We start from the raw sequence: 17,569 nt of genomic DNA on the forward strand, positions 1-17,569 counted from the left end.
ACACATGCTGCAACGCATCACGTGTCAATGTGAAGAGACGATATCTGACAGCGACACAGGCGTCGTCTTGCAACCTGACGGGCGTCGTGTGCATCTGAGCGCCGGGGATAGAGGAGAGACCGATGACCGGACGCGACCAAGCGGGCCATCTTGTTCTATGCACATGCGCCGGATCGCAGCCTGTCGATGCAAAGGCATTGTCCGCGGCCACGGGTCGGGCCTGCGGGAAGGTGCACGATGCGTTGTGTCTCGCCACGCCGGACATTGTCGGGCGCGCTTTCGCGGGGCCGAACACGCTGATGGCCTGCGTGCAAGAGGCCGAAGCGCTGACTGCGCTGGCCACCGAAGCCGGGATCGCCGCGCCGCATTTCGTCGATATCCGCGACCGCGCAGGCTGGGGCGAGGGCGACGTCACAGCCAAGCAGGCCGCGCTTCTGGCCGAAGGTGACTTGGCTCCGGCAGAGCCCCGCATCCTCGATGTGACGTCCGACGGTCTGTGCTTGATCGTCGGTCCCGAAGATGCAGCGCTTGCCGCTGCCGATCGGCTCAAGGATGCCTTGGCCGTAACTGTCCTTCTGACCGACGCCGGCGCTGCGCCCGACAAGCAGCCCTTCGACGTCGTCGCTGGGCGTATCCGCAAGGCCGCCGGAGCTTTCGGCGGGTTTGAACTGACGCTGGATACCCTGTGTCAGATCAATCCGACCGGGCGGCAGACCACCTTCACCGCGCCGCGCGACGGGGCCAAGACCCGCTGTGATATCATCCTTGATATGACCGGGGGCACTCCGCTGTTCCCGGCCCACCATAAGCGGGAAGGCTATCTGCGCCCCGATCCCAAGAATCCGCAAGCGGTGGCCGATGCCATACTTGAGGCCAGCCAGATGGTCGGCACCTTCGAGAAGGTGCTGCACGTCCGGACCGAGTCCGCGCTGTGTGCCCACAGCCGGGCCGAGCAGACGGGCTGCACCAACTGCCTCGACATCTGCCCGACCGGCGCCATCGTACCCGACGGCGAACATGTCACCATCGACCCGATGATCTGCGCGGGCTGCGGGGCCTGTTCGTCGGTCTGTCCGTCGGGCGCGGTCGCCTATGCCGCGCCGCCGGTCGACGATACCTTCCGCCGGATCGAGATACTGGCCCGGACTTTCCGCACCCACGGCAAGACACCGACGCTTCTGATTCACGATGACCACGGGCGCGAGATGATCGCCCTGTCCGCGCGTCACGGGGCGGGCCTGCCGGACCATGCCGTGCCGCTACATATCCCCGCCATCGCTGCCTTCGGCCACGCCGAAATCATGGCGGCGCTGGGAGCCGGGTTTGCGCGTGTCGATATCCTGCCGTCCCCACGGACGGAACGGGATCCGGTGCTGGACCAGATCGCTCTGGCCAATGCGCTGGCCGGACGCGACGCTGCACGACTGATCGACGTGACCGACCCGGAGGCTTTGGAAAAGGCTCTACGTGGCGGGTTCGAGACTGTTTTGCACGATCCGATCCTGCCTATGGGCACGCGGCGTCAAGTCACGCGCGTCGCCGCAACGGCGCTTCACGATGCCACGACTGTCCTGCCTTTGCCGGACGGTGCGCCTTACGGCGCGGTGGTTGTCGACACCGATGCTTGCACGCTTTGCCTGTCGTGTGTCTCGCTGTGTCCGTCCGGCGCGCTGATGGACAACGTGGACCGACCCGAACTGCGGTTCCAGGAAGACGCCTGCCTGCAATGCGGTCTGTGCGCCAACATTTGCCCCGAAGACGCGATTACGTTGCAGCCGCAGTTGAATCTCTCGCCCGATGCACTTTCGCCGCGCATCCTGAACGCGGAAGAGCCAGCGGAGTGCGTCGAGTGCGGCAAGCCTTTCGGCGTTGCTTCGACCATCGAACGCATTGCCGGGATGCTGGCCGACAAGCACCCGATGTTCGGGGCCGAGAAGGCCCGCATGATCCGCATGTGCGACACCTGCCGGGTCAATGCGATGGCCCATTCCGAAAACAACCCCTTCGCCTCCGCTCCGCGCCCCAAAACGCGGACGAGCGACGATTATCTAAATTAGGAGACATTCATGCCCGACAATCGTTCAGACGAATTCAACATGTCCATGCGCAAGTTCCTCAAGCAGGTCGGCGTGACGTCTCAGCAGGCCATCGAGAAGGCCGCGCGTGACGCGGGCACCGACGGTCCGTTCCACGCGAAGGTCGTCCTGACCATTGACGGGCTGGAGCTGGAGCATGTGGTGACCGGCACCATCAACGGCAGCCCGGAATGAGCGCACCGACACGCGAAGACGTGCTTGCCGTCCTCAAGGGCATCGAGGCACCGAGCGGTGGTGATCTGGTTTCCGCCGGCCTGGTCCGGGCCCTGTCCGTCGGCGATGGGGAGGCACGCTTCGTCATGGAGATCGCGCCCAGTCAGGCCAAGGCCATGACACCCGTGCGCGACGCGGCCGAAGCCGCGCTGAGGGCGATGCCGGGCATGACCAAGGTCACCGTTGCTCTGACTGCGCATTCCGACAAGGCCCCGCCCGACCTGAAGCCTGCGCGCGCCGCCACGGCCCCCACCGGCCCCCAGTCGGTGCCGGGCGTAGCCCGCATCCTGGCAATCGCGAGCGGCAAGGGTGGCGTCGGCAAGTCGACCCTGTCGGCGAACCTGGCCGTGGCACTGGCCGCAGAAGGGCGGCGCGTGGGACTTTTGGATGCGGACGTCTACGGCCCTAGCCAGCCCCGGATGCTGGGCGTCTCGGGCCGTCCGCAGTCGCCCGATGGCAAGACGATTCTGCCGCTGCGCAACCACGGTGTCACGATGATGTCGATGGGCCTGATGACGAACGAGGATCAGGCCGTCGTCTGGCGCGGCCCGATGCTGATGGGCGCGCTTCAGCAGATGATGAACCAGGTGCAATGGGGTACGCTTGATGTCCTGATCGTCGACTTGCCACCGGGGACGGGCGACGTGCAGATGACGCTCGGCCAGAAGTACCACGTCGACGGTGCGGTGATCGTCTCGACCCCGCAGGACGTGGCACTTCTGGATGCGCGCAAGGGCATCGACATGTTCAAGCAGATGTCCGTTCCGGTCGTTGGAATGGTCGAGAACATGTCCACGCATATCTGCACCAACTGCGGTCACGAGGAGCATATCTTCGGCCATGGCGGCGTCGCGAAAGAGGCCGAGAAGATGGGCGTTCCCCTGTTGGCCGAGATCCCATTGCACCTGTCGATCCGGGTTGCAGCCGATGGCGGTGCGCCGGTCGTCGCATCCAAGCCCAACAGTCCGCAGGCACAGGCCTACCGCGCGCTGGCGCGTAAACTGGTCGACATGGGTCATGCCTGAGTTTCCACCGCTGCTGCGCGGAACCCTGGCCGCCGAGCCCCGTGTTGCTGCCATCGCGGAGGCGACGGCCGGTTGCGACGGGGGGCTGATCTTCTGGCGCGGCGGCGACGTGCTGGAGGCCGCCGTCGTCTTTGCCCCCGACGTGCCGCTGTTGCAGGCGGCGCAGATGCTGCCGCTGACGGGTCTGGCCTTGCGTGACGGGCTGGGCGCGATCGGCCCGCCCGAGCTACCGATTCACCTGACGTGGGACGGTCGGATCATGCTGAACGGGGCGGAGGCCGGGGCGGTGACCCTGATCGCGCCGAAGGGGTCGACCGACGCCATTCCCGACTGGATTGTCGCGCATCTGTTGATCCGATTTGTCCCGGTCGAAGAGCATGACCGCACCGCGCTCTGGTCCGAAGGGGCCGGCGACATCACCCCCGATGAACTGGTCGAGGCCTGGGCGCGGCACATGCTGCATCGTCTGTCCGTATGGCAGGACGACGGGGCCAAGTCCCTCCATACCGACCTGACTGGTTGCGCTTGGGAGGCGGAATCGAAGGCCGAGGGCTTCCTGGGCTACGATGAAACGCTGGGCCGGTTGCGTCGCGACGGCGAGACGGTGAAACTGGACCCGCTGACCGACCTGCTGGAGACACCATGAACCTGGCCCGTGCGATCCATTTCGACGAAAGTGACATGAACGTCTATCACGTGCCCGCCCGGACCGGCGAATGGTGCATACCCGGCGGGTTCGAGTTTTCCGACTGGTCCGACGGCGATCTGGTCGGTAAGGCACGGCAGGCCTTCACCAACGGCTGGCTGGGTCTGGATACCTTCGGACGCGTCACCTTTGTTGCCGTCACCCGGATCGAACCGGCGGAACGCGAGGCCCTTGTCGAAGCTCTTGCCGATCACTTCGTGCAGATGCATGGCGCGCCGTCGCGCGAGGCGGCCTATCCCGTGGCCACGCAGGAAGTCGACGCGATGATCGACCTGTGCGATGGCGTCGACCCGAACCGGGTCATCACCGTCGCGCGGGAGCTTGGCGAGGCCGGCGTGCGCGAGACGTTCCGCATCCTGGAGGCCCGCGACGCCGATCTGGCACAGGTGGCTGTCCACGGCGAGGAATAGATTTCTTTGCTTTGGCACCAGAAGTCCGGGGCATCCTTCCAAGACAAGAGACCGGTCAGCGTTCGGCGTTGAACGTGAAAAGCTGTTCGCCCGCGACCCGGTAGCCGTTGATCAGGGTTTCCGCGCGTTCGGATACCAGCCAATCCTCCAGCCGGGCGGCGGCTTCGGCGTTGACGTGGGCGTGCTTGTCCGGGTTCACGGGAAGATAGGCATATTGGTTGAACAGCGCCGGATCGCCTTGGAACGCGATTGCCATACCATCCTTGTTGCCGAAGTTCAGCCAGCTGGCCCGGTCCGACAGAACATAAGCCCCCATGCCGACAGCCGTGTTCAGCGCGGCCCCCATGCCGGCACCGACGGGGCGATACCAATCGCCTTCGGGCGGCAGGCCGGAGGCCTCCCAGAGGGCCAGTTCCGCCTTGTGCGTGCCGCTGTCGTCCCCTCTGCTGACGAAGGGCACTTCGGCGGCGGCGATGCGCGCCAGCGCCTCGGGGGCGCTTTGTGCGCCATTGATACCGGCGGGATCCTCGACCGGGCCGACGATGACGAAATCGTTGTACATGATCTCGCGGCGATACTCCGCGTTACCGGCGGCCACGAAGGCATCCTCCGCCGGGCGCGAATGCACCAGAACGGCATCTACGTCGCCCGCCGCACCCAATCGCAGAGCCTGCCCGGTCCCGACAACGACAAGCTGAACTTCGATGTCGGTCCCGTCCCTGATTTCCGGCAGCAGGACGTCAGCCAGACCGGAATTCTGGAACGAGGTGGTAACGGCCATTTTCATTGTCTCGGCCGGGGCGGCGACGGGCAAAAGACAGAACAGGAGGGCGCGTAGAAGCATAAGTGTCTCGTTATGGTTACCGATCTTGCGGCAGATGATTTCGGCGGAAGGACGGGCTGTAAAGGTCAAACGTGCGATGCCGCCTCAGTCGACGATATCGCCGCGCAGAAAGGCGCGCGCTTCGGCGGTATCGGGCCCGTCGAAGAAGGCGGTGGCAGGTCCTGTTTCGTGGATGCGACCATGCAGAAGAAAAATCACGTCGTCGGCGATGCGCCGTGCCTGCCCCATGTCGTGCGTTGCCATGACAAGACGCGTGCCACTGGCGGCGGCCTCGACCAGGTGCGACTCGATCTGCCTTGTCGCGCTGCCATCCAGTGCGGCGCAGGGTTCGTCCGCGAACAGAATTTCCGGTGTGGCGATCAGGGCGCGGGCCAGGGCCAGCCGCTGCATCTCTCCGCCCGAAAGCGAAGGGGCCGATTGCTCAAGCTTGGCCGTCAGATCGAAGCGCGACGCTGCGGTCCGGGCCATCGCGGTCGCTTGCGCGCGTGGCATGCCGTGCAGGCGTAAGGGAAAGACTAGGTTGGCCAGAACCGACCGGCGCAGGGCAATGGGTTGCTGAAAGACATAGGCCTGACGCCGCCGCGCCTCCGTATCCGGAAGCGACCATGTGACGGAGCCCGCCGCGACCCGCTGCAATCCGTGCATCATCCGCAGAAGCGACGTCTTGCCCGACCCGTTCGGCCCGATCACCACGGTCACGCCCCGCTCGCCCAGCTTCAGATCGACCGGCCCGACCAGAACCTTGCCGCGCCGCCGGAGTGTCGCACCCGCCAACGTCAGGGGCAGCGCGCTTACCATGTGCCCTGCCGCTCGGTTCGCAGCGCCCAGTGGCTGGCCCAGGACACGATCAGCGCAAGCGCGATCAGCACGATGCCCAGACCCAGGGCCAGCGCGAAGTCCCCGCGGCCCGTCTCCAGCGCGATGGCAGTGGTCAGGACGCGTGTCATCCCGTCGATGTTGCCGCCGACGATCATGATGGCCCCGACTTCCCCGATGGCGCGCCCAAACCCGGCCAACGCCGCCGTCAGCAACGCCCGCCGCCCGTCCAGCAGCAGCGTCATGATGCGCTGCGTCCGCGTGGCGTTCATCGAGATCAGCAGGTCGTGGTAGGTGGACCAAAGGTCGCGCATCGCCTGGTGCGCGATGGAGGCGATCAGCGGCGTGATGATAATCACCTGCGCCACGATCATCGCGGTCGGTGTGAACAACAGGCCTAGCACCCCCAAGGGCCCCGATCGGGACAGCATCAGGTAGACGACCAGCCCAACCACGACCGGCGGCAGGCCGATCAGTGCGTTCATCGTTGCGATCACCGCGCGGCGCATCCGAAACCGCCGCACGGCAAGCCAGCCGCCCAGCGGCAGACCGATGGCACAGGCGATGACGAGCGCGGTCAATGTCACGCGCAGCGACCGGAGCGTGATCTCGATCAGCTCCGTGTCCAGCGTCACGATCATGCGCAGCGCTTCGGTCAATCCGGCCAAAAGGTCGCCCATGGTCCCTCCTCCGCTGGCCAGATGGACTACCAAGCGGGCGGTGTTCAAGCCCTGCCTCGCGGTCTGCCGTCAGAAACGCCCCAGAAGTACGCTGGCCCACATGCCAAGACGACCGGCAAGGCCGTCGCGGTGGATACCCGTGCGGGCGAAGGCCCGCACACGGGGGCCGAAGGGTTGCGCTCGCAAGGCGCGCAGCTCCTCCAGCAGCTTGGCATTGGCCGGGGTCAGTCGAGTCCGCATCGCATCCAGGTTGGCAATATTGGCATCGGTCCAGTCCCGATAGCGCCCGTCGACCATATTGCGCAGCCGCTTGAGTGTCGCGACAATCCCGTTGTTCGAGCCGATCTGATTACGCTCGTGCTGTCGGTAGATCACGAAAGGCTCGTCATCGAAGATCGCCGTGCCGCCGCAGCCCATCAAGGTCTGGTAGATCCACCAGTCGTGAACCGGGGCCGCCGCAAGGCGCTGTCCCGCCTCCCGCATGAGGTCCGTTCCCGCGCGGTTGAGCACCATGGTGTTGCCCCCGGCGTAATTGCGGGCCATCGCGTGGCGGAACGACGGGGACACGCCCATTCCGCGTGAAGGCCGGCCTCGGGTCAGGTCGCCTGCCGCGACAAGGGCGCGACCGCCGTAGACAGCCGCGCCCTTCACCGGTGCAAGCCGGTCACACGCCCGCTCCAGCTTGCACGGCAGCCAGATGTCGTCCTGATCCGAGAGGGCGACCCAACCGGTCCCAGCGGGCATCCGCGCCAGAAGCGAGGCGAAGTTGCGTCCGAATCCCCGGCAGGGGCCGTCCAGCACCTGAACGGCGAAGGGTGCGGTCCGGGCGAAATCCGCCAGCATCGCCCGGGTGTCGTCCGTTGATCCGTCGTCGCTGACCAACAGCAGATGTGGCTGCCGTGTCTGGTCTACGAAAGACTGTAGCTGCGCCGGCAGGAAGGCTGTTCCGTTGTAGGTGGCCATGGCCACGACAAGCGCGCCGTCCGGGACGGAGATCGGGGTTTCGGAGGGGGGGAGAGCCGGCGCATCGAATGTCATGATGCCTCATAGGACAGCCCCCGCACGGGGGCCATGGCCGCAGGGTCAGGCAGCCGGGCTTACCGCGACCATTTTCCGATAACGTTGGGTCAGCTTAGGGCGGCACCTCTCACGGTCGTTAGGCCTTCAGGGTGCGCGTAACGATGCGGCTCAGCGACGTCTTGGGCGCGGTATCGCCCTGCGCTTCGGCCCAGGACAGGAAGGCCTTTATCCGCCGCTCGACCTTCTGGGCATGGTTCTGGGCGATGTCTTCAAGCCTGTGATCAAGGTAGGGGTTCGCAAAGCGTCCGATCGTCGTCTCCACGTAGGCGCGGGCGACTTGGCCCATTCCTGCGGCGTCGAAAGCTGGCAGGACCTCCGTTTCGTACAGGCGGCGCAGCGTGGCCTCGCGCCGCGCGACGAACAGGCGGACGAGGGCAGGCGTGAACTCCGGGTCCTGGCGGAACTGGTCGGCCATCCACGTGTGGGCCAGGTTCAGGATGAAAAGCTTGAGCGTCTCGATCTCGGACAGGTTGCTCACGACCTGAACCGCCGGGTGATCGCAGGGCAGGATCAGCCCCGGCTGATCCTCGATCGCCCAAAGGGCATAAGGTTCGGCCACGGCCCCCGCGGGTTCCAGCGGTTGCGAGACGATACGATCGACGAGCGAATTTACCCACGTAACGTCGCGCATGAGCCAGGCCCGCAACGCATCCCCTTCGGCCAGCTCCAGCACCCTGTCGCGGAGCACGGTGCCGTTGTCGGCGATCAGCTCCATCGGCATGACCTGGATCGGCCTGCCGCCTGCCGCGTGGCGCGAAGCAAGCAGCCGGGTCAGCTTGGCGGGATAGGACAGGTCTTGCACCGGGGCGTCCGTGCCGTCGGCGGGGCAGGGGTCGTATCCACTGTCGCCGGTGTTCGACAGGACCATTCGGGCTTCCTCCACGAAGACGCGCGTGATCTCCGCCCAGTCGGTCTCGGTCGAAAGGGTGCGCGCCACGCTGTTGACGCGGGTGACCCGTTGAACCGGGGTGCGGTCCTCCATTCCTTCGATCCGCACATCGTAGCCACTGGTCAATGCGGCAAGCCTTGCGGCGCGCGCCGGGTCGCCGCTGGTTTGGACAACCGAAATTGGCCCCACGTCCTGACCGGCGGCGCGGGCTTCGGACACGAACAGGTCGGCGTGGGCCTGAAGGAAACGGCTCGTGCCGAACTGGAGGATCGGGGTCCGCATGAGGCGCACTTTCAGCGAGGGACGAGGGTCGGTTTTCAGCTAGACTGCACGGTAGCAGCCAATCAGACAGGACGTCAGCCTATGACCCGCATCGACGCGCATCAGCACTTCTGGCGGGTGGACCGGGGTGATTATCATTGGATGGACCACAGTGTTGCCCGGATCCGACGCGATATCCTGCCGCCTGATCTGGAGCCGCACTTGGCACGGCATGACATCGCGGGCACGATATTGGTTCAAGCCGCCCAGACCGAGGCGGAGACCCAGTTCCTGTTGGAGTTGGCGCGTCGCACGCCATTCGTCCGCGGCGTCGTCGGCTGGGCCGATCTGGAAGCGCCGGACCTGACCGCGCGGCTGGACGGGCTGAACGATCCGAAGTTGCGCGGATTGCGGCCCATGTTGCAGGACATCGCCGAGACGGAATGGCTTGCGCGTCCGGCGGTGGTCGATGGATTGCGGTTGATCGCGGCGAAGGGCCTGCGCCTTGATGCGCTGGTGCAGCCGCGACACCTTATCGTTCTGGCCGATATCGCCGCGCGCATTCCGACACTTCCAATCGTGATCGACCATTGCGCCAAGCCGATCATCGCGGGCGGGGCGGACCCAGGTGACGTCTGGCGCGCCGACATGGCGCGTCTGGCCGCCTTGCCGTGGGTCTTCTGCAAGATTTCCGGCTTGGCGAACGAGGTCGGGCCGGGCTGGACGGTCGATGACCTGCGCCCGACCCTCGATCACGTCCTTTCGGTTTTCGGACCGGACCGCGTGATGTGGGGTAGCGATTGGCCGGTTCTGGACCTTGCCGGAAATTATGATCGCTGGGTCGACGCGACAGGAACGCTCCTGGCACCCTTTTCCGAAGAAGCACGGGCGCAGGTCATGGGGGGGACGGCGGCGCGATTCTACGGTGTATCGAGCAGTTGAAAGCCGTGATCTTCGGTGTCCAGAAAGGCCTTCACGCCCGCGACGGCCAGCGTGATATCTTCCTTGCCGCCCATGCCCCGATCGTGCAGCCCGCCCTCGATCACCGTCACCTCGATCGTGCCATACGGGAGCGCGTCGGCAACGGCCTGTTTGTTCACCTGGTCGGGGAAAGGCACGGCGATCGTGACCTCGACGCGCATCTGCGACGGGTGCTTGTAGGCCTTGAACAGTGTCAGCGAGGAATGCCGGATCGCATCCGACACGGCGCGAAGCGCGGCCTTGGTCATGTCGTGGCCATGGACGTCAGCGCCCATGCCGATTTCAAGGATCAGCGGCTTTTCGGTCATGCGCCCTTCTCCACGTCGAAGGACACCGACACGATGGCATTGGCCACGATCACCGGGTTGCCGTTCATCTCCAGATCGGCCCCGCCCAGCACTGCCTCGGCCGAGACCCGACCGTAGGGGGCCTCTGCCTTCACGGCCTCAAGATCGACGGCCTGAGGGTTGCCCACGCCGATGCGGATATCCACGATCATCGCGTCCTTCCCGAACCCGAAGGCATCGGCCACGGTCAGGTAATTGCGGTGCAGCGCGTCATGGACCGCCCGCCGCGCCGCCTTGGTGTAGTCGGCCCCGCGCAGGTCGGTACCCATGCCCATTTCGACCGCGAATTGTGTCTTTGCCATCTGGTCCCCCATGTCTGATCGCAACCATCGCGCGGCCCGCAATGATTGCCAAGGGGGCCATGTCGGCATAACTCCGGGTGGATACGGATACGAGAGGACCACCATGCTGACCGGATCGACAATTCTGCTGACGGGGGGCACCGGCTCCTTCGGGTCCCGCTTCGTGCCTATGACGCTGGAGAAATACAAACCTCGTCGGATCATCATTTATTCGCGCGACGAGATGAAACAGTGGGAGATGGCCAAGCAATACGGCCACCTGCCCGAGGTGCGGTTCTTTATCGGCGACGTGCGCGATCGGGATCGGCTGTACCGGGCGATGGACGGGGTGGACTATGTCGTTCACGCGGCGGCGACCAAGATCGTGCCGACGGCGGAATACAATCCATTCGAGTGCGTCAAGACAAACATCAACGGCGCGATGAACCTGATCGATGCCTGTATCGACAAGGGCGTGAAACGCTGCGTCGCGCTGTCGACCGACAAGGCGTCTTCGCCCGTGAACCTTTATGGGGCGACCAAGTTGGCGTCCGATAAGCTGTTCGTGTCCGGCAACTCCTACGCAGGGGCGGACGGCACACGGTTTGCCGTGGTCCGCTATGGCAATGTCATGGGGTCGCGCGGATCGGTCATCCCGTTCTTTCTGACACTGGACGACGGACGCAAGGTACCGATCACCGATCCCCGCATGACCCGCTTCATGATCACGCTGGAGCAGGGGGTCGAGTTGGTCTGGCACGCCTTCGACGACATGATGGGCGGCGAAATCTACGTAAAGAAGATTCCGTCGATGACCATCACCGACATTGCCGAGGCGGCGCTGCCGGGGCGCGAGCAGGAGACCGTCGGCATCCGTCCGGGCGAAAAACTGCACGAGCAGATGATCGGCCCCGAAGACGCCGCGCATACCTATGAATACGATGAGCACTTCAAGATCATCCCGGCGATCCACAACTGGTCGAAGGACCCGGTCCGAATCAAGGACGGCAAGCCCGTGGCGGAGGATTTCAACTACTCCTCCGACAACAACACCCAGTGGATGACCGACGCGGAGCTGGGCGCATGGATCGCCGCCAACCGCGACAAGATCGGCAAGTTCTGATGATCCCTTATGGCCGGCAGGACGTAAGTCAGGATGACATCGACGCGGTGACCGAGGTGTTGCGTTCAGACTTCCTGACGCAGGGCCCCGCCGTGCCGCGGTTTGAGGCGGCAATCTGCGCGGCAACGGGCGCAAAACACGCGGTTGCGTCAAACTCTGCGACATCTTCGCTGCATGTCGCCTGTCTCGCGCTGGGGCTGGGGCCGGGCGACATCCTCTGGACTGTGCCCAACACGTTCGTTGCCTCCGCCAACGTCGGTCTCTACTGTGGCGCGACGGTCGATTTCGTGGACACCACGCCTGACACTTACGTCATGGACGCCGATGCGCTGGAGGCCAAGCTGACCGCCGCCGCGACTGCTGGCAAGCTGCCCAAGATCATCATTCCGGTCCATTTCGCCGGGCAATCCTGCGACATGAATCGCGTCGCCGCGATGGCCCGTTCCTACGGCGTCAAGATCATCGAAGATGCAAGCCACGCCATCGGGGCCCGCTACCTCAATCAACCCATCGGCGATTGCGCCCACTCCGACATCTGCGTCTTCAGCTTCCACCCGGTGAAGATCGTCACCACGGCCGAAGGTGGTTGCGCCACGACGCAGGACGATGAGCTGGCCTACCGCATGGGGCTTTTCCGGTCGCACGGGATCACGCGCGACGCCGATCGCATGACGATGGATGCGCCCGGCGGGTGGTACTACGAGCAACTGGAACTGGGTCTGAACTACCGCATGACCGAGATGCAGGCCGCCCTAGGCGTGTCCCAGATGAAGCGGTTGGATGACTTCGTGGCGCGCCGCAACGAGCTGGCGCGGCGTTATGACGATATCCTGTCGGATCTGCCGCTGACCCGGCCCGCGCAGAACCCTGATGCCTATAGCAGCTATCACCTTTACCCGATCCAAGTGGAGAACAGGGCGCGGGTGTTCAAGGCGCTGCGCGATAACGGGATCGGCGTGAACGTGCATTACATCCCGGTTCACCTTCAGCCCTATTATCGCAATCTGGGGTTCAGGCCCGGCGACTTCCCTCAGGCTGAATCCTATTACGATCACGCCATTTCTATACCGCTTTATGCCGGGCTGACGGACGCGGATCAGGATACTGTGGTTGCGGCGCTGAAGCGGTCGATTTGAAGGGTATATATGACAACGACCCCCGACCGGTTCAGTGAGGTTGTCATCATCCGGGCGGGTTGCGTATCCAAGACTGTCAAAGTGCTGCGCCTAGGTGTTCAGTCAAGGCATCTTGTGGGTTGGCTTGAGAATGAACCTTCTCGGCTCTGATGTCCAGATTTTGCAGATGTATTCGTAGGGCGTGAGGCCGCCAAGAGTCTTGAGCCTGGGGGCAAAGTTGTAAGCTGTCGTGAAGTCGGTGAAATGCGCGTGGAGTTGATTGTAGTTGTCGTAATGGTAGCGCTTGACGGTGGCGTCCTTGATCGTGCGGTTCGTCCGCTCGACCTGGCCGTTGGTCCAAGGATGGCTGGGTTTCGCCAGCCGATGCTTGATCCCATTGGCGTAGCAGATCATGTCGAAGCGCATTGGTCGCGAATAGATGGTATTGCGGTTTCGGGGCTGCTCGGCGACCTGGATGCCATTATCCATGAGAATGGTGTGGACCAGATAGGGCACAGCCTCGAGCATGTGCTGGAGGAACTCCCAGGCAGTTCGTCTGTCAGCTTTCTCAAAGGGTCGGGTGACGGCGAACTTGCTGGTGCGGTCGATACCGACGAACAGATATAGCTTTCCTTCAGCAGTTTGTACCTCGGCAATGTCGATATGGAAGAGCCCAATCGGGTAGCGTTTGAACTTCTGGCGCTTCGGATTGTCCCCCTCGATGTCAGGTAGGCGCGATATGTCATGCCGTTGCAGGCATCGATGAAGGGCCGAGCGCGTCAGGTGTAGGATCGACGGCTGTAAGGCACAGAGGCAGCTGTCCACGGGCAGAAGAGTATGGCGTCGGCACGCTGCGATCGCTGCTTCCTAGACTTCGGACAGGGCTGTTGAGGGTGGCTCCCTCGGCCCAGTCTTAAAGTCTTCCACCGTCGCCTGTTTCCGCCACTTCGAAATGGTCTTCGGATTGATGCTCAGCTCCCGGCTTAGCTGCGAGAGCGAAGCTTGCCCCTCTTGGGATCATGCCTTGCATGACCCTGCCGGGCAGTGGGTCGCTGTATTGCAGCTCTGACGGCGAACGTCGTCGTCGCGCTCCCGTGAAGAATTTGTTGCATGTCGCTTCCTTTCATTCATGAGAAAGGATCGCACCATCAAACGATGGGACCAAACACCTAAGCTATTTTAGCATTTATCAGGCAATGGGAATAAGGAACGCGCATCAAATCTTGCCGAATATGTGTGGTGACGTTGATGTAAGCGGGTGGAAAGACCTGTTCATAACCAGCAGTACTGCGAATATGACGCCCACTATCGAGGGCCTTCAAAAGTCTGGCAATCGGGTTTTGCCCTTTGTGGATGACGGGTTCGATTCCAATAAACTGCCCGCCCGGCACCAAAAGTTCGGCCGCTCTGGTCAGAACATTCCGCGCTATCGCGTCGTCCAGATGGTGCAGAATGCCAATGCCGATGACCGCATGTAGAGGGGTGTCGCTGTTTATCAGCGCTGTATCGCCCAAATCTCCGCAAATGAAGCTCGCCTGTGGCGACCCATATTGTGCGCGCGCCTGTTCAATATGGCGCGAGTTCCAGTCAATACCGGTATAATGTTTGGTATGGCGCAGAACCGTGGCCCAACGCCCGGGACCGCAGCCAATTTCCAGTACGTTCTTGCCATCCAGTCCATCAAAGACCAGTTTGCCAACGCGCGCATAGGCATCGCTCCCAGCAAGGGCCGTTTGGATACGCTGATAAATCGCAGGGACCGTCACCAGTCGATAGATGCCTCGGGTTCTCTCTGCCATCTTCCCTCTCGATAATTTGCGCGACCGGTGTGGTCATAGTAGAAGTGATGGCAGTTTGGAACCACGATAGCGCGGTGAGGATTTGCGCAGCCCTTGCCTTCGGGCGATCAGGTGCACTGATCATTTTCGGGCATGCCGATTGGGGAAAGCACGGACGCGGCACCCAAACCCAATAGCCGCTCCGTCACAGCTTCGGACGACATGGGATGCAGCCCAACAACGATGTCGCGTCCACGCAAATCAACCTCGCTGGTGCGGAACACAGGTTTGTCGAAGGTGCGAACTCCTTCCAGATCATCGACGATGATGCAGGTGATCCTTGACCAAAGTTTCGGTAAATAGGCACGGATCAGCTGACTGAATTCGCCACCGCCGAACAAGATCGGACTGCCAGACATTGCTTGACATAGTCGGCCATCGGCCTGCGACCATTGCATCAGATAGCGAACCCGATGGGCATAAAGCGCGGCCACCGCAGTGGGGGGCGGGGCCGAGTCAGGGACGGGCGTGCGGGTGAAGTGGAACAATCTGCTGAACGGCTCCCACGGGGTAGGTTTGCTGTCTCGCAACCAAAGCCCCGACCCTGTCGCCACCGCTGCCATCGCTGTAGGGGTGAAGTGATACAGATGGTCCGAAAACAACAATTCATGGCTTGGCACCAAGCCGCTTGGACAAGACAGCAAGACATGCCCGTCTGGAGCCAGAATCGTCGCAATCTGTGCCAGAAACTCCTTTGGGTCCGCAATATGTTCTAACACGTGGTTGGCGTAGACAACCGCAAAGGGCGTGGCGAAACTAACATCCGCCAGCGTCCCGACGCGTATATCAATTTCGGATGTTTGGGGCAGGGATTCGGGGCTGGGTTCAAGCGCCGTAATCTGTGCATCGGGCATGGCGTGGGCCAGATGGAGGGACGTCTGGAAATTCGCCGCGCCCAATTCCAAGATCGGCCCAGACGCACCCAAAGCGGCTATTTCCGCCTGAAGGCCTTTGGCGATGCCAGCATGTCGCGCAATCTCTCGCGGAGATGTGCCGTCGCTGCGCCGATAAGGCACCTCGATGTCAACGTTCCGCCCGATCAGGGCACTACAATCGGCGCAACTGTCCTTGCGCAAGGGTTCGTCCAAAATAAGACCGTCACTGCGCAACGCCCGCTTCAGGCCAACCGGAAACTGGGTCACAGACGCCGATTGGCACAACGGGCAGCGTGTCATTTCCGGGCCCGTGCCGACAGATAGGCATCCACACTTTGGGGCGAGGGAAAGTCGAAGCCAAGAATACGGCGTTGGTCTGGCGTCAGGCCGCTTTCCTCGACATTGCCGGGTATCCGGATTTGCTGGCTGAAATACGGGATCGTATACACATGGTTGACCGCGCGCCGGTCAGCGGTCGAGCGGTTGAACCCGCCGGTGTGATAGGCCATGCAATCCAGCACGATATATTGTCCGGCTTTGGCATTCACTTGCAGCGCATGCGCTGACACATACGCGTCGGACGGATAATTTGGTGTCTTGTGCGATGCAGGAATGACCCAAGTACCGCCATTTTCCGACGTGAAATCATCCACACAATACAGCGCGTTCACGGCAAGCGGGACGTTGGTGACAAAGTGCTGATAGGGCAGGTCGCGGTGCCATAGCCCCTGATTATAGGCGGCACCCGCCGGGTTAATAACCCCGTTTTGCTGGTTCAGAATGAACTGGCCGTCAATCAGTTGCCCGACCACGGATAGGATGTTCGGGGCAAAGGCCAGGTTGCGGAACGGTTCGGGTGACACGGCCATTGGCAGGCGCATCGAGTTGTGTTCGTCCATGCTCTCTAAGTGGTCTTCGCCCCAAGTGCGCGTGTATTCGGCGCGGGTCATGTCGAACTTCTGTTCAATGTCAGTGATTTCTGTCGAAGAGAAGCCAGAATCGACAATCGCATACCCAAGCCGCCGGATTTGATCGGCAGCCAGAAGCAGCGCGTCGTCCCACGTGTCACCGTGAAGTATACCATAGGCATTATTTGCGGGAATGGGTGATGTCTCTTGCGGCGGCATGCGGTCCCCCGGTGCGGTCGCTTCGATATGGGGCACTTACAAAAGGGGTGTCAAGATTGTCAGGCGGACTGCGCTTTGCATTCCCCGGCCTCGCGCTGTCGGTGCATACAGATTCACTTGGTCTTCTCGTCCCTGATCCGCTAAGGCACAGGCGGCGCTTTTGTGACACAGGGCAGACAGATGACGCGCGTTGCGATCTTGCAGTCAAACTACATCCCGTGGCGCGGATTTTTTGATCTGATCCGCAAGGTAGATCATTTCGTGCTATATGACACTGTCCAGTTCACACGCCGCGACTGGCGCAACCGCAACCGCATTAGCACAACCGCGGGGCCGATTTGGCTGACCATCCCAGTAGAATCGACGGGCAAATATTACCAGCGCATTAACGAAACCCGTGTTGCAGACCCGCGCTGGACCGAAACCCATCTGCGCAGCCTGCGACACGGGCTGGGGCGTGCCCCACAGTTCAAAACTTGGCTGGCACCGCGGCTGGAGGATTGGTTCGGGGCAATACGCGATGAAAAGCTGCTATCGAACATCAATCGCAGCCTGATTGCGGCCGTCATGGCAGAGTTGGGGATCACAACGACACTTCACAGCGCACAGGACCTGCCTGAAGCCGATGGACGCAGCGAACAGTTGCTGGAAATTTGCAAAGCCTTGGGGACGACGACATACGTGAGCGGTCCTGCCGCGCGCAGCTATCTGGACGAAGGGCTGTTCCAGTCCCAAGGGGTCAACGTCGAGTGGATGGACTATCCGACCTATCCAACTTACAGACAAACCAATGGCATCCATGATCCGGCAGTCTCCATTCTGGATACGCTAGCCTATCTGCCTCCTGAACAGGTTTTCTGAT

General features: G+C 62.7%; 19 protein-coding genes and 1 pseudogene. 9 read left to right on the forward strand and 11 right to left on the reverse strand.

Annotated features, from left to right (window positions below):
* Window positions 1–122: 122 nt before the first annotated feature.
* Genes BLV27_RS01825 through BLV27_RS01845 form a run of 5 tightly spaced genes read left to right on the forward strand, consistent with a single transcriptional unit; the run spans window position 123 to window position 4,450 of the window.
* Window positions 123–2,057, forward strand: coding sequence for a 4Fe-4S binding protein (locus tag BLV27_RS01825; RefSeq protein ID WP_092641399.1), 1,935 nt, complete (start codon window positions 123–125; stop codon window positions 2,055–2,057).
* 9 nt (window positions 2,058–2,066) lie between these two features.
* Window positions 2,067–2,270 carry a DUF6494 family protein gene (locus BLV27_RS01830; protein WP_092641402.1) on the forward strand — a complete coding sequence of 68 codons (204 nt, stop codon included), beginning with the start codon at window positions 2,067–2,069 and terminating at the stop codon, window positions 2,268–2,270.
* Window positions 2,267–3,334 (forward strand): Mrp/NBP35 family ATP-binding protein, encoded by a 1,068-nt coding sequence (locus BLV27_RS01835; protein ID WP_092641405.1) that lies wholly within the window; start codon window positions 2,267–2,269, stop codon window positions 3,332–3,334. Before BLV27_RS01830 ends, BLV27_RS01835 begins: the two co-directional genes overlap by 4 nt.
* Entirely contained in the window at window positions 3,327–3,980 is a 654-nt protein-coding gene (locus tag BLV27_RS01840) for a biotin/lipoate--protein ligase family protein (protein WP_170831317.1), read from the forward strand. Before BLV27_RS01835 ends, BLV27_RS01840 begins: the two co-directional genes overlap by 8 nt.
* On the forward strand, window positions 3,977–4,450 hold the full coding sequence (locus BLV27_RS01845; protein ID WP_092641411.1) for a DUF6505 family protein: 474 nt from the start codon (window positions 3,977–3,979) through the stop codon (window positions 4,448–4,450). The genes BLV27_RS01840 and BLV27_RS01845 overlap by 4 nt, the downstream gene beginning before the upstream one ends.
* Window positions 4,451–4,505: 55 nt before the next feature.
* Here BLV27_RS01845 and BLV27_RS01850 read toward each other — a convergent pair whose 3' ends face one another.
* From BLV27_RS01850 to BLV27_RS01870, 5 genes are all read right to left on the reverse strand, one after another.
* Complete coding sequence (locus tag BLV27_RS01850) at window positions 4,506–5,294, reverse strand: ABC transporter substrate-binding protein (protein ID WP_092641414.1); 789 nt, start codon at window positions 5,292–5,294, stop codon at window positions 4,506–4,508.
* A gap of 84 nt (window positions 5,295–5,378) precedes the next feature.
* Window positions 5,379–6,092, reverse strand: coding sequence for an ATP-binding cassette domain-containing protein (locus BLV27_RS01855; protein WP_092641417.1), 714 nt, complete (start codon window positions 6,090–6,092; stop codon window positions 5,379–5,381).
* Window positions 6,086–6,790, reverse strand: coding sequence for an ABC transporter permease (locus BLV27_RS01860; protein ID WP_092641420.1), 705 nt, complete (start codon window positions 6,788–6,790; stop codon window positions 6,086–6,088). Before BLV27_RS01860 ends, BLV27_RS01855 begins: the two co-directional genes overlap by 7 nt.
* A 69-nt stretch (window positions 6,791–6,859) precedes the next feature.
* Window positions 6,860–7,828 (reverse strand): glycosyltransferase, encoded by a 969-nt coding sequence (locus BLV27_RS01865; RefSeq protein WP_092641423.1) that lies wholly within the window; start codon window positions 7,826–7,828, stop codon window positions 6,860–6,862.
* Window positions 7,829–7,946: 118 nt separating this feature from the next.
* Entirely contained in the window at window positions 7,947–9,041 is a 1,095-nt protein-coding gene (locus BLV27_RS01870) for a mannitol dehydrogenase family protein (RefSeq protein WP_092641426.1), read from the reverse strand.
* A gap of 81 nt (window positions 9,042–9,122) precedes the next feature.
* On the opposite strand from BLV27_RS01870, the gene BLV27_RS01875 reads away from it, so the two are divergent.
* Window positions 9,123–9,962: an amidohydrolase family protein gene (locus BLV27_RS01875; protein ID WP_092641429.1), complete on the forward strand. Its 840-nt coding sequence runs from the start codon at window positions 9,123–9,125 to the stop codon at window positions 9,960–9,962.
* On the opposite strand, the gene BLV27_RS01880 is transcribed toward BLV27_RS01875, so the two are convergent.
* Window positions 9,941–10,309 carry a Lin0512 family protein gene (locus BLV27_RS01880; RefSeq protein ID WP_092641432.1) on the reverse strand — a complete coding sequence of 123 codons (369 nt, stop codon included), beginning with the start codon at window positions 10,307–10,309 and terminating at the stop codon, window positions 9,941–9,943. The two genes, BLV27_RS01875 and BLV27_RS01880, sit on opposite strands and share 22 nt — an antisense overlap.
* The gene (locus BLV27_RS01885) at window positions 10,306–10,650 is read right to left on the reverse strand and encodes a Lin0512 family protein (RefSeq protein ID WP_092641435.1); all 345 of its coding nucleotides are present in this window, start codon (window positions 10,648–10,650) and stop codon (window positions 10,306–10,308) included. The genes BLV27_RS01880 and BLV27_RS01885 overlap by 4 nt, the downstream gene beginning before the upstream one ends.
* 103 nt (window positions 10,651–10,753) lie before the next feature.
* Here BLV27_RS01885 and pseB point away from each other — a divergent pair, with 103 nt between their 5' ends.
* Both pseB and pseC read left to right on the forward strand, forming a co-directional pair.
* Window positions 10,754–11,752, forward strand: coding sequence for a UDP-N-acetylglucosamine 4,6-dehydratase (inverting) (pseB, locus tag BLV27_RS01890; RefSeq protein WP_092641439.1), 999 nt, complete (start codon window positions 10,754–10,756; stop codon window positions 11,750–11,752).
* Entirely contained in the window at window positions 11,752–12,888 is a 1,137-nt protein-coding gene (gene pseC / locus BLV27_RS01895; protein WP_092641442.1) for a UDP-4-amino-4,6-dideoxy-N-acetyl-beta-L-altrosamine transaminase, read from the forward strand. Before pseB ends, pseC begins: the two co-directional genes overlap by 1 nt.
* 102 nt (window positions 12,889–12,990) lie before the next feature.
* On the opposite strand, the pseudogene BLV27_RS01900 reads toward pseC, so the two are convergent.
* The 4 genes and pseudogenes from BLV27_RS01900 to BLV27_RS01915 all read right to left on the reverse strand — a co-directional run bounded on the left by BLV27_RS01900 (window position 12,991) and on the right by BLV27_RS01915 (window position 16,707).
* A pseudogene (locus tag BLV27_RS01900) lies at window positions 12,991–13,979 on the reverse strand (IS481 family transposase).
* Between the two features lie 57 nt (window positions 13,980–14,036).
* Window positions 14,037–14,666, reverse strand: coding sequence for a class I SAM-dependent methyltransferase (locus BLV27_RS01905; protein ID WP_092641445.1), 630 nt, complete (start codon window positions 14,664–14,666; stop codon window positions 14,037–14,039).
* Between the two features lie 107 nt (window positions 14,667–14,773).
* Window positions 14,774–15,847, reverse strand: a complete 1,074-nt coding sequence (locus BLV27_RS01910) for a class I SAM-dependent methyltransferase (protein WP_170831318.1) — start codon at window positions 15,845–15,847, stop codon at window positions 14,774–14,776.
* Window positions 15,848–15,876: 29 nt separating this feature from the next.
* Entirely contained in the window at window positions 15,877–16,707 is an 831-nt protein-coding gene (locus tag BLV27_RS01915) for a phytanoyl-CoA dioxygenase family protein (protein ID WP_092641451.1), read from the reverse strand.
* A 180-nt stretch (window positions 16,708–16,887) separates the two neighbouring features.
* On the opposite strand from BLV27_RS01915, the gene BLV27_RS01920 reads away from it, so the two are divergent.
* The gene (locus BLV27_RS01920) at window positions 16,888–17,568 is read left to right on the forward strand and encodes a WbqC family protein (protein WP_092641454.1); all 681 of its coding nucleotides are present in this window, start codon (window positions 16,888–16,890) and stop codon (window positions 17,566–17,568) included.
* Window position 17,569 lies beyond the last annotated feature (1 nt).

The sequence above is a fragment of the Jannaschia faecimaris genome (assembly GCF_900107415.1).
GTDB classification, from domain to species: domain Bacteria; phylum Pseudomonadota; class Alphaproteobacteria; order Rhodobacterales; family Rhodobacteraceae; genus Jannaschia; species Jannaschia faecimaris.

Excerpts from the sequence above, each read along its gene's own strand:
- BLV27_RS01825 (WP_092641399.1), top strand. The coding sequence starts at position 123 with ATGACCGGACGCGACCAAGCGGGCCATCTTGTTCTATGCACATGCGCC.
- BLV27_RS01830 (WP_092641402.1), top strand. The coding sequence starts at position 2,067 with ATGCCCGACAATCGTTCAGACGAATTCAACATGTCCATGCGCAAGTTC.
- BLV27_RS01835 (WP_092641405.1), top strand. The coding sequence starts at position 2,267 with ATGAGCGCACCGACACGCGAAGACGTGCTTGCCGTCCTCAAGGGCATC.
- BLV27_RS01840 (WP_170831317.1), top strand. The coding sequence starts at position 3,327 with ATGCCTGAGTTTCCACCGCTGCTGCGCGGAACCCTGGCCGCCGAGCCC.
- BLV27_RS01845 (WP_092641411.1), top strand. The coding sequence starts at position 3,977 with ATGAACCTGGCCCGTGCGATCCATTTCGACGAAAGTGACATGAACGTC.
- BLV27_RS01850 (WP_092641414.1), bottom strand. The coding sequence starts at position 5,294 with ATGCTTCTACGCGCCCTCCTGTTCTGTCTTTTGCCCGTCGCCGCCCCG.
- BLV27_RS01855 (WP_092641417.1), bottom strand. The coding sequence starts at position 6,092 with ATGGTAAGCGCGCTGCCCCTGACGTTGGCGGGTGCGACACTCCGGCGG.
- BLV27_RS01860 (WP_092641420.1), bottom strand. The coding sequence starts at position 6,790 with ATGGGCGACCTTTTGGCCGGATTGACCGAAGCGCTGCGCATGATCGTG.
- BLV27_RS01865 (WP_092641423.1), bottom strand. The coding sequence starts at position 7,828 with ATGACATTCGATGCGCCGGCTCTCCCCCCCTCCGAAACCCCGATCTCC.
- BLV27_RS01870 (WP_092641426.1), bottom strand. The coding sequence starts at position 9,041 with ATGCGGACCCCGATCCTCCAGTTCGGCACGAGCCGTTTCCTTCAGGCC.
- BLV27_RS01875 (WP_092641429.1), top strand. The coding sequence starts at position 9,123 with ATGACCCGCATCGACGCGCATCAGCACTTCTGGCGGGTGGACCGGGGT.
- BLV27_RS01880 (WP_092641432.1), bottom strand. The coding sequence starts at position 10,309 with ATGACCGAAAAGCCGCTGATCCTTGAAATCGGCATGGGCGCTGACGTC.
- BLV27_RS01885 (WP_092641435.1), bottom strand. The coding sequence starts at position 10,650 with ATGGCAAAGACACAATTCGCGGTCGAAATGGGCATGGGTACCGACCTG.
- pseB (WP_092641439.1), top strand. The coding sequence starts at position 10,754 with ATGCTGACCGGATCGACAATTCTGCTGACGGGGGGCACCGGCTCCTTC.
- pseC (WP_092641442.1), top strand. The coding sequence starts at position 11,752 with ATGATCCCTTATGGCCGGCAGGACGTAAGTCAGGATGACATCGACGCG.
- BLV27_RS01905 (WP_092641445.1), bottom strand. The coding sequence starts at position 14,666 with ATGGCAGAGAGAACCCGAGGCATCTATCGACTGGTGACGGTCCCTGCG.
- BLV27_RS01915 (WP_092641451.1), bottom strand. The coding sequence starts at position 16,707 with ATGCCGCCGCAAGAGACATCACCCATTCCCGCAAATAATGCCTATGGT.
- BLV27_RS01920 (WP_092641454.1), top strand. The coding sequence starts at position 16,888 with ATGACGCGCGTTGCGATCTTGCAGTCAAACTACATCCCGTGGCGCGGA.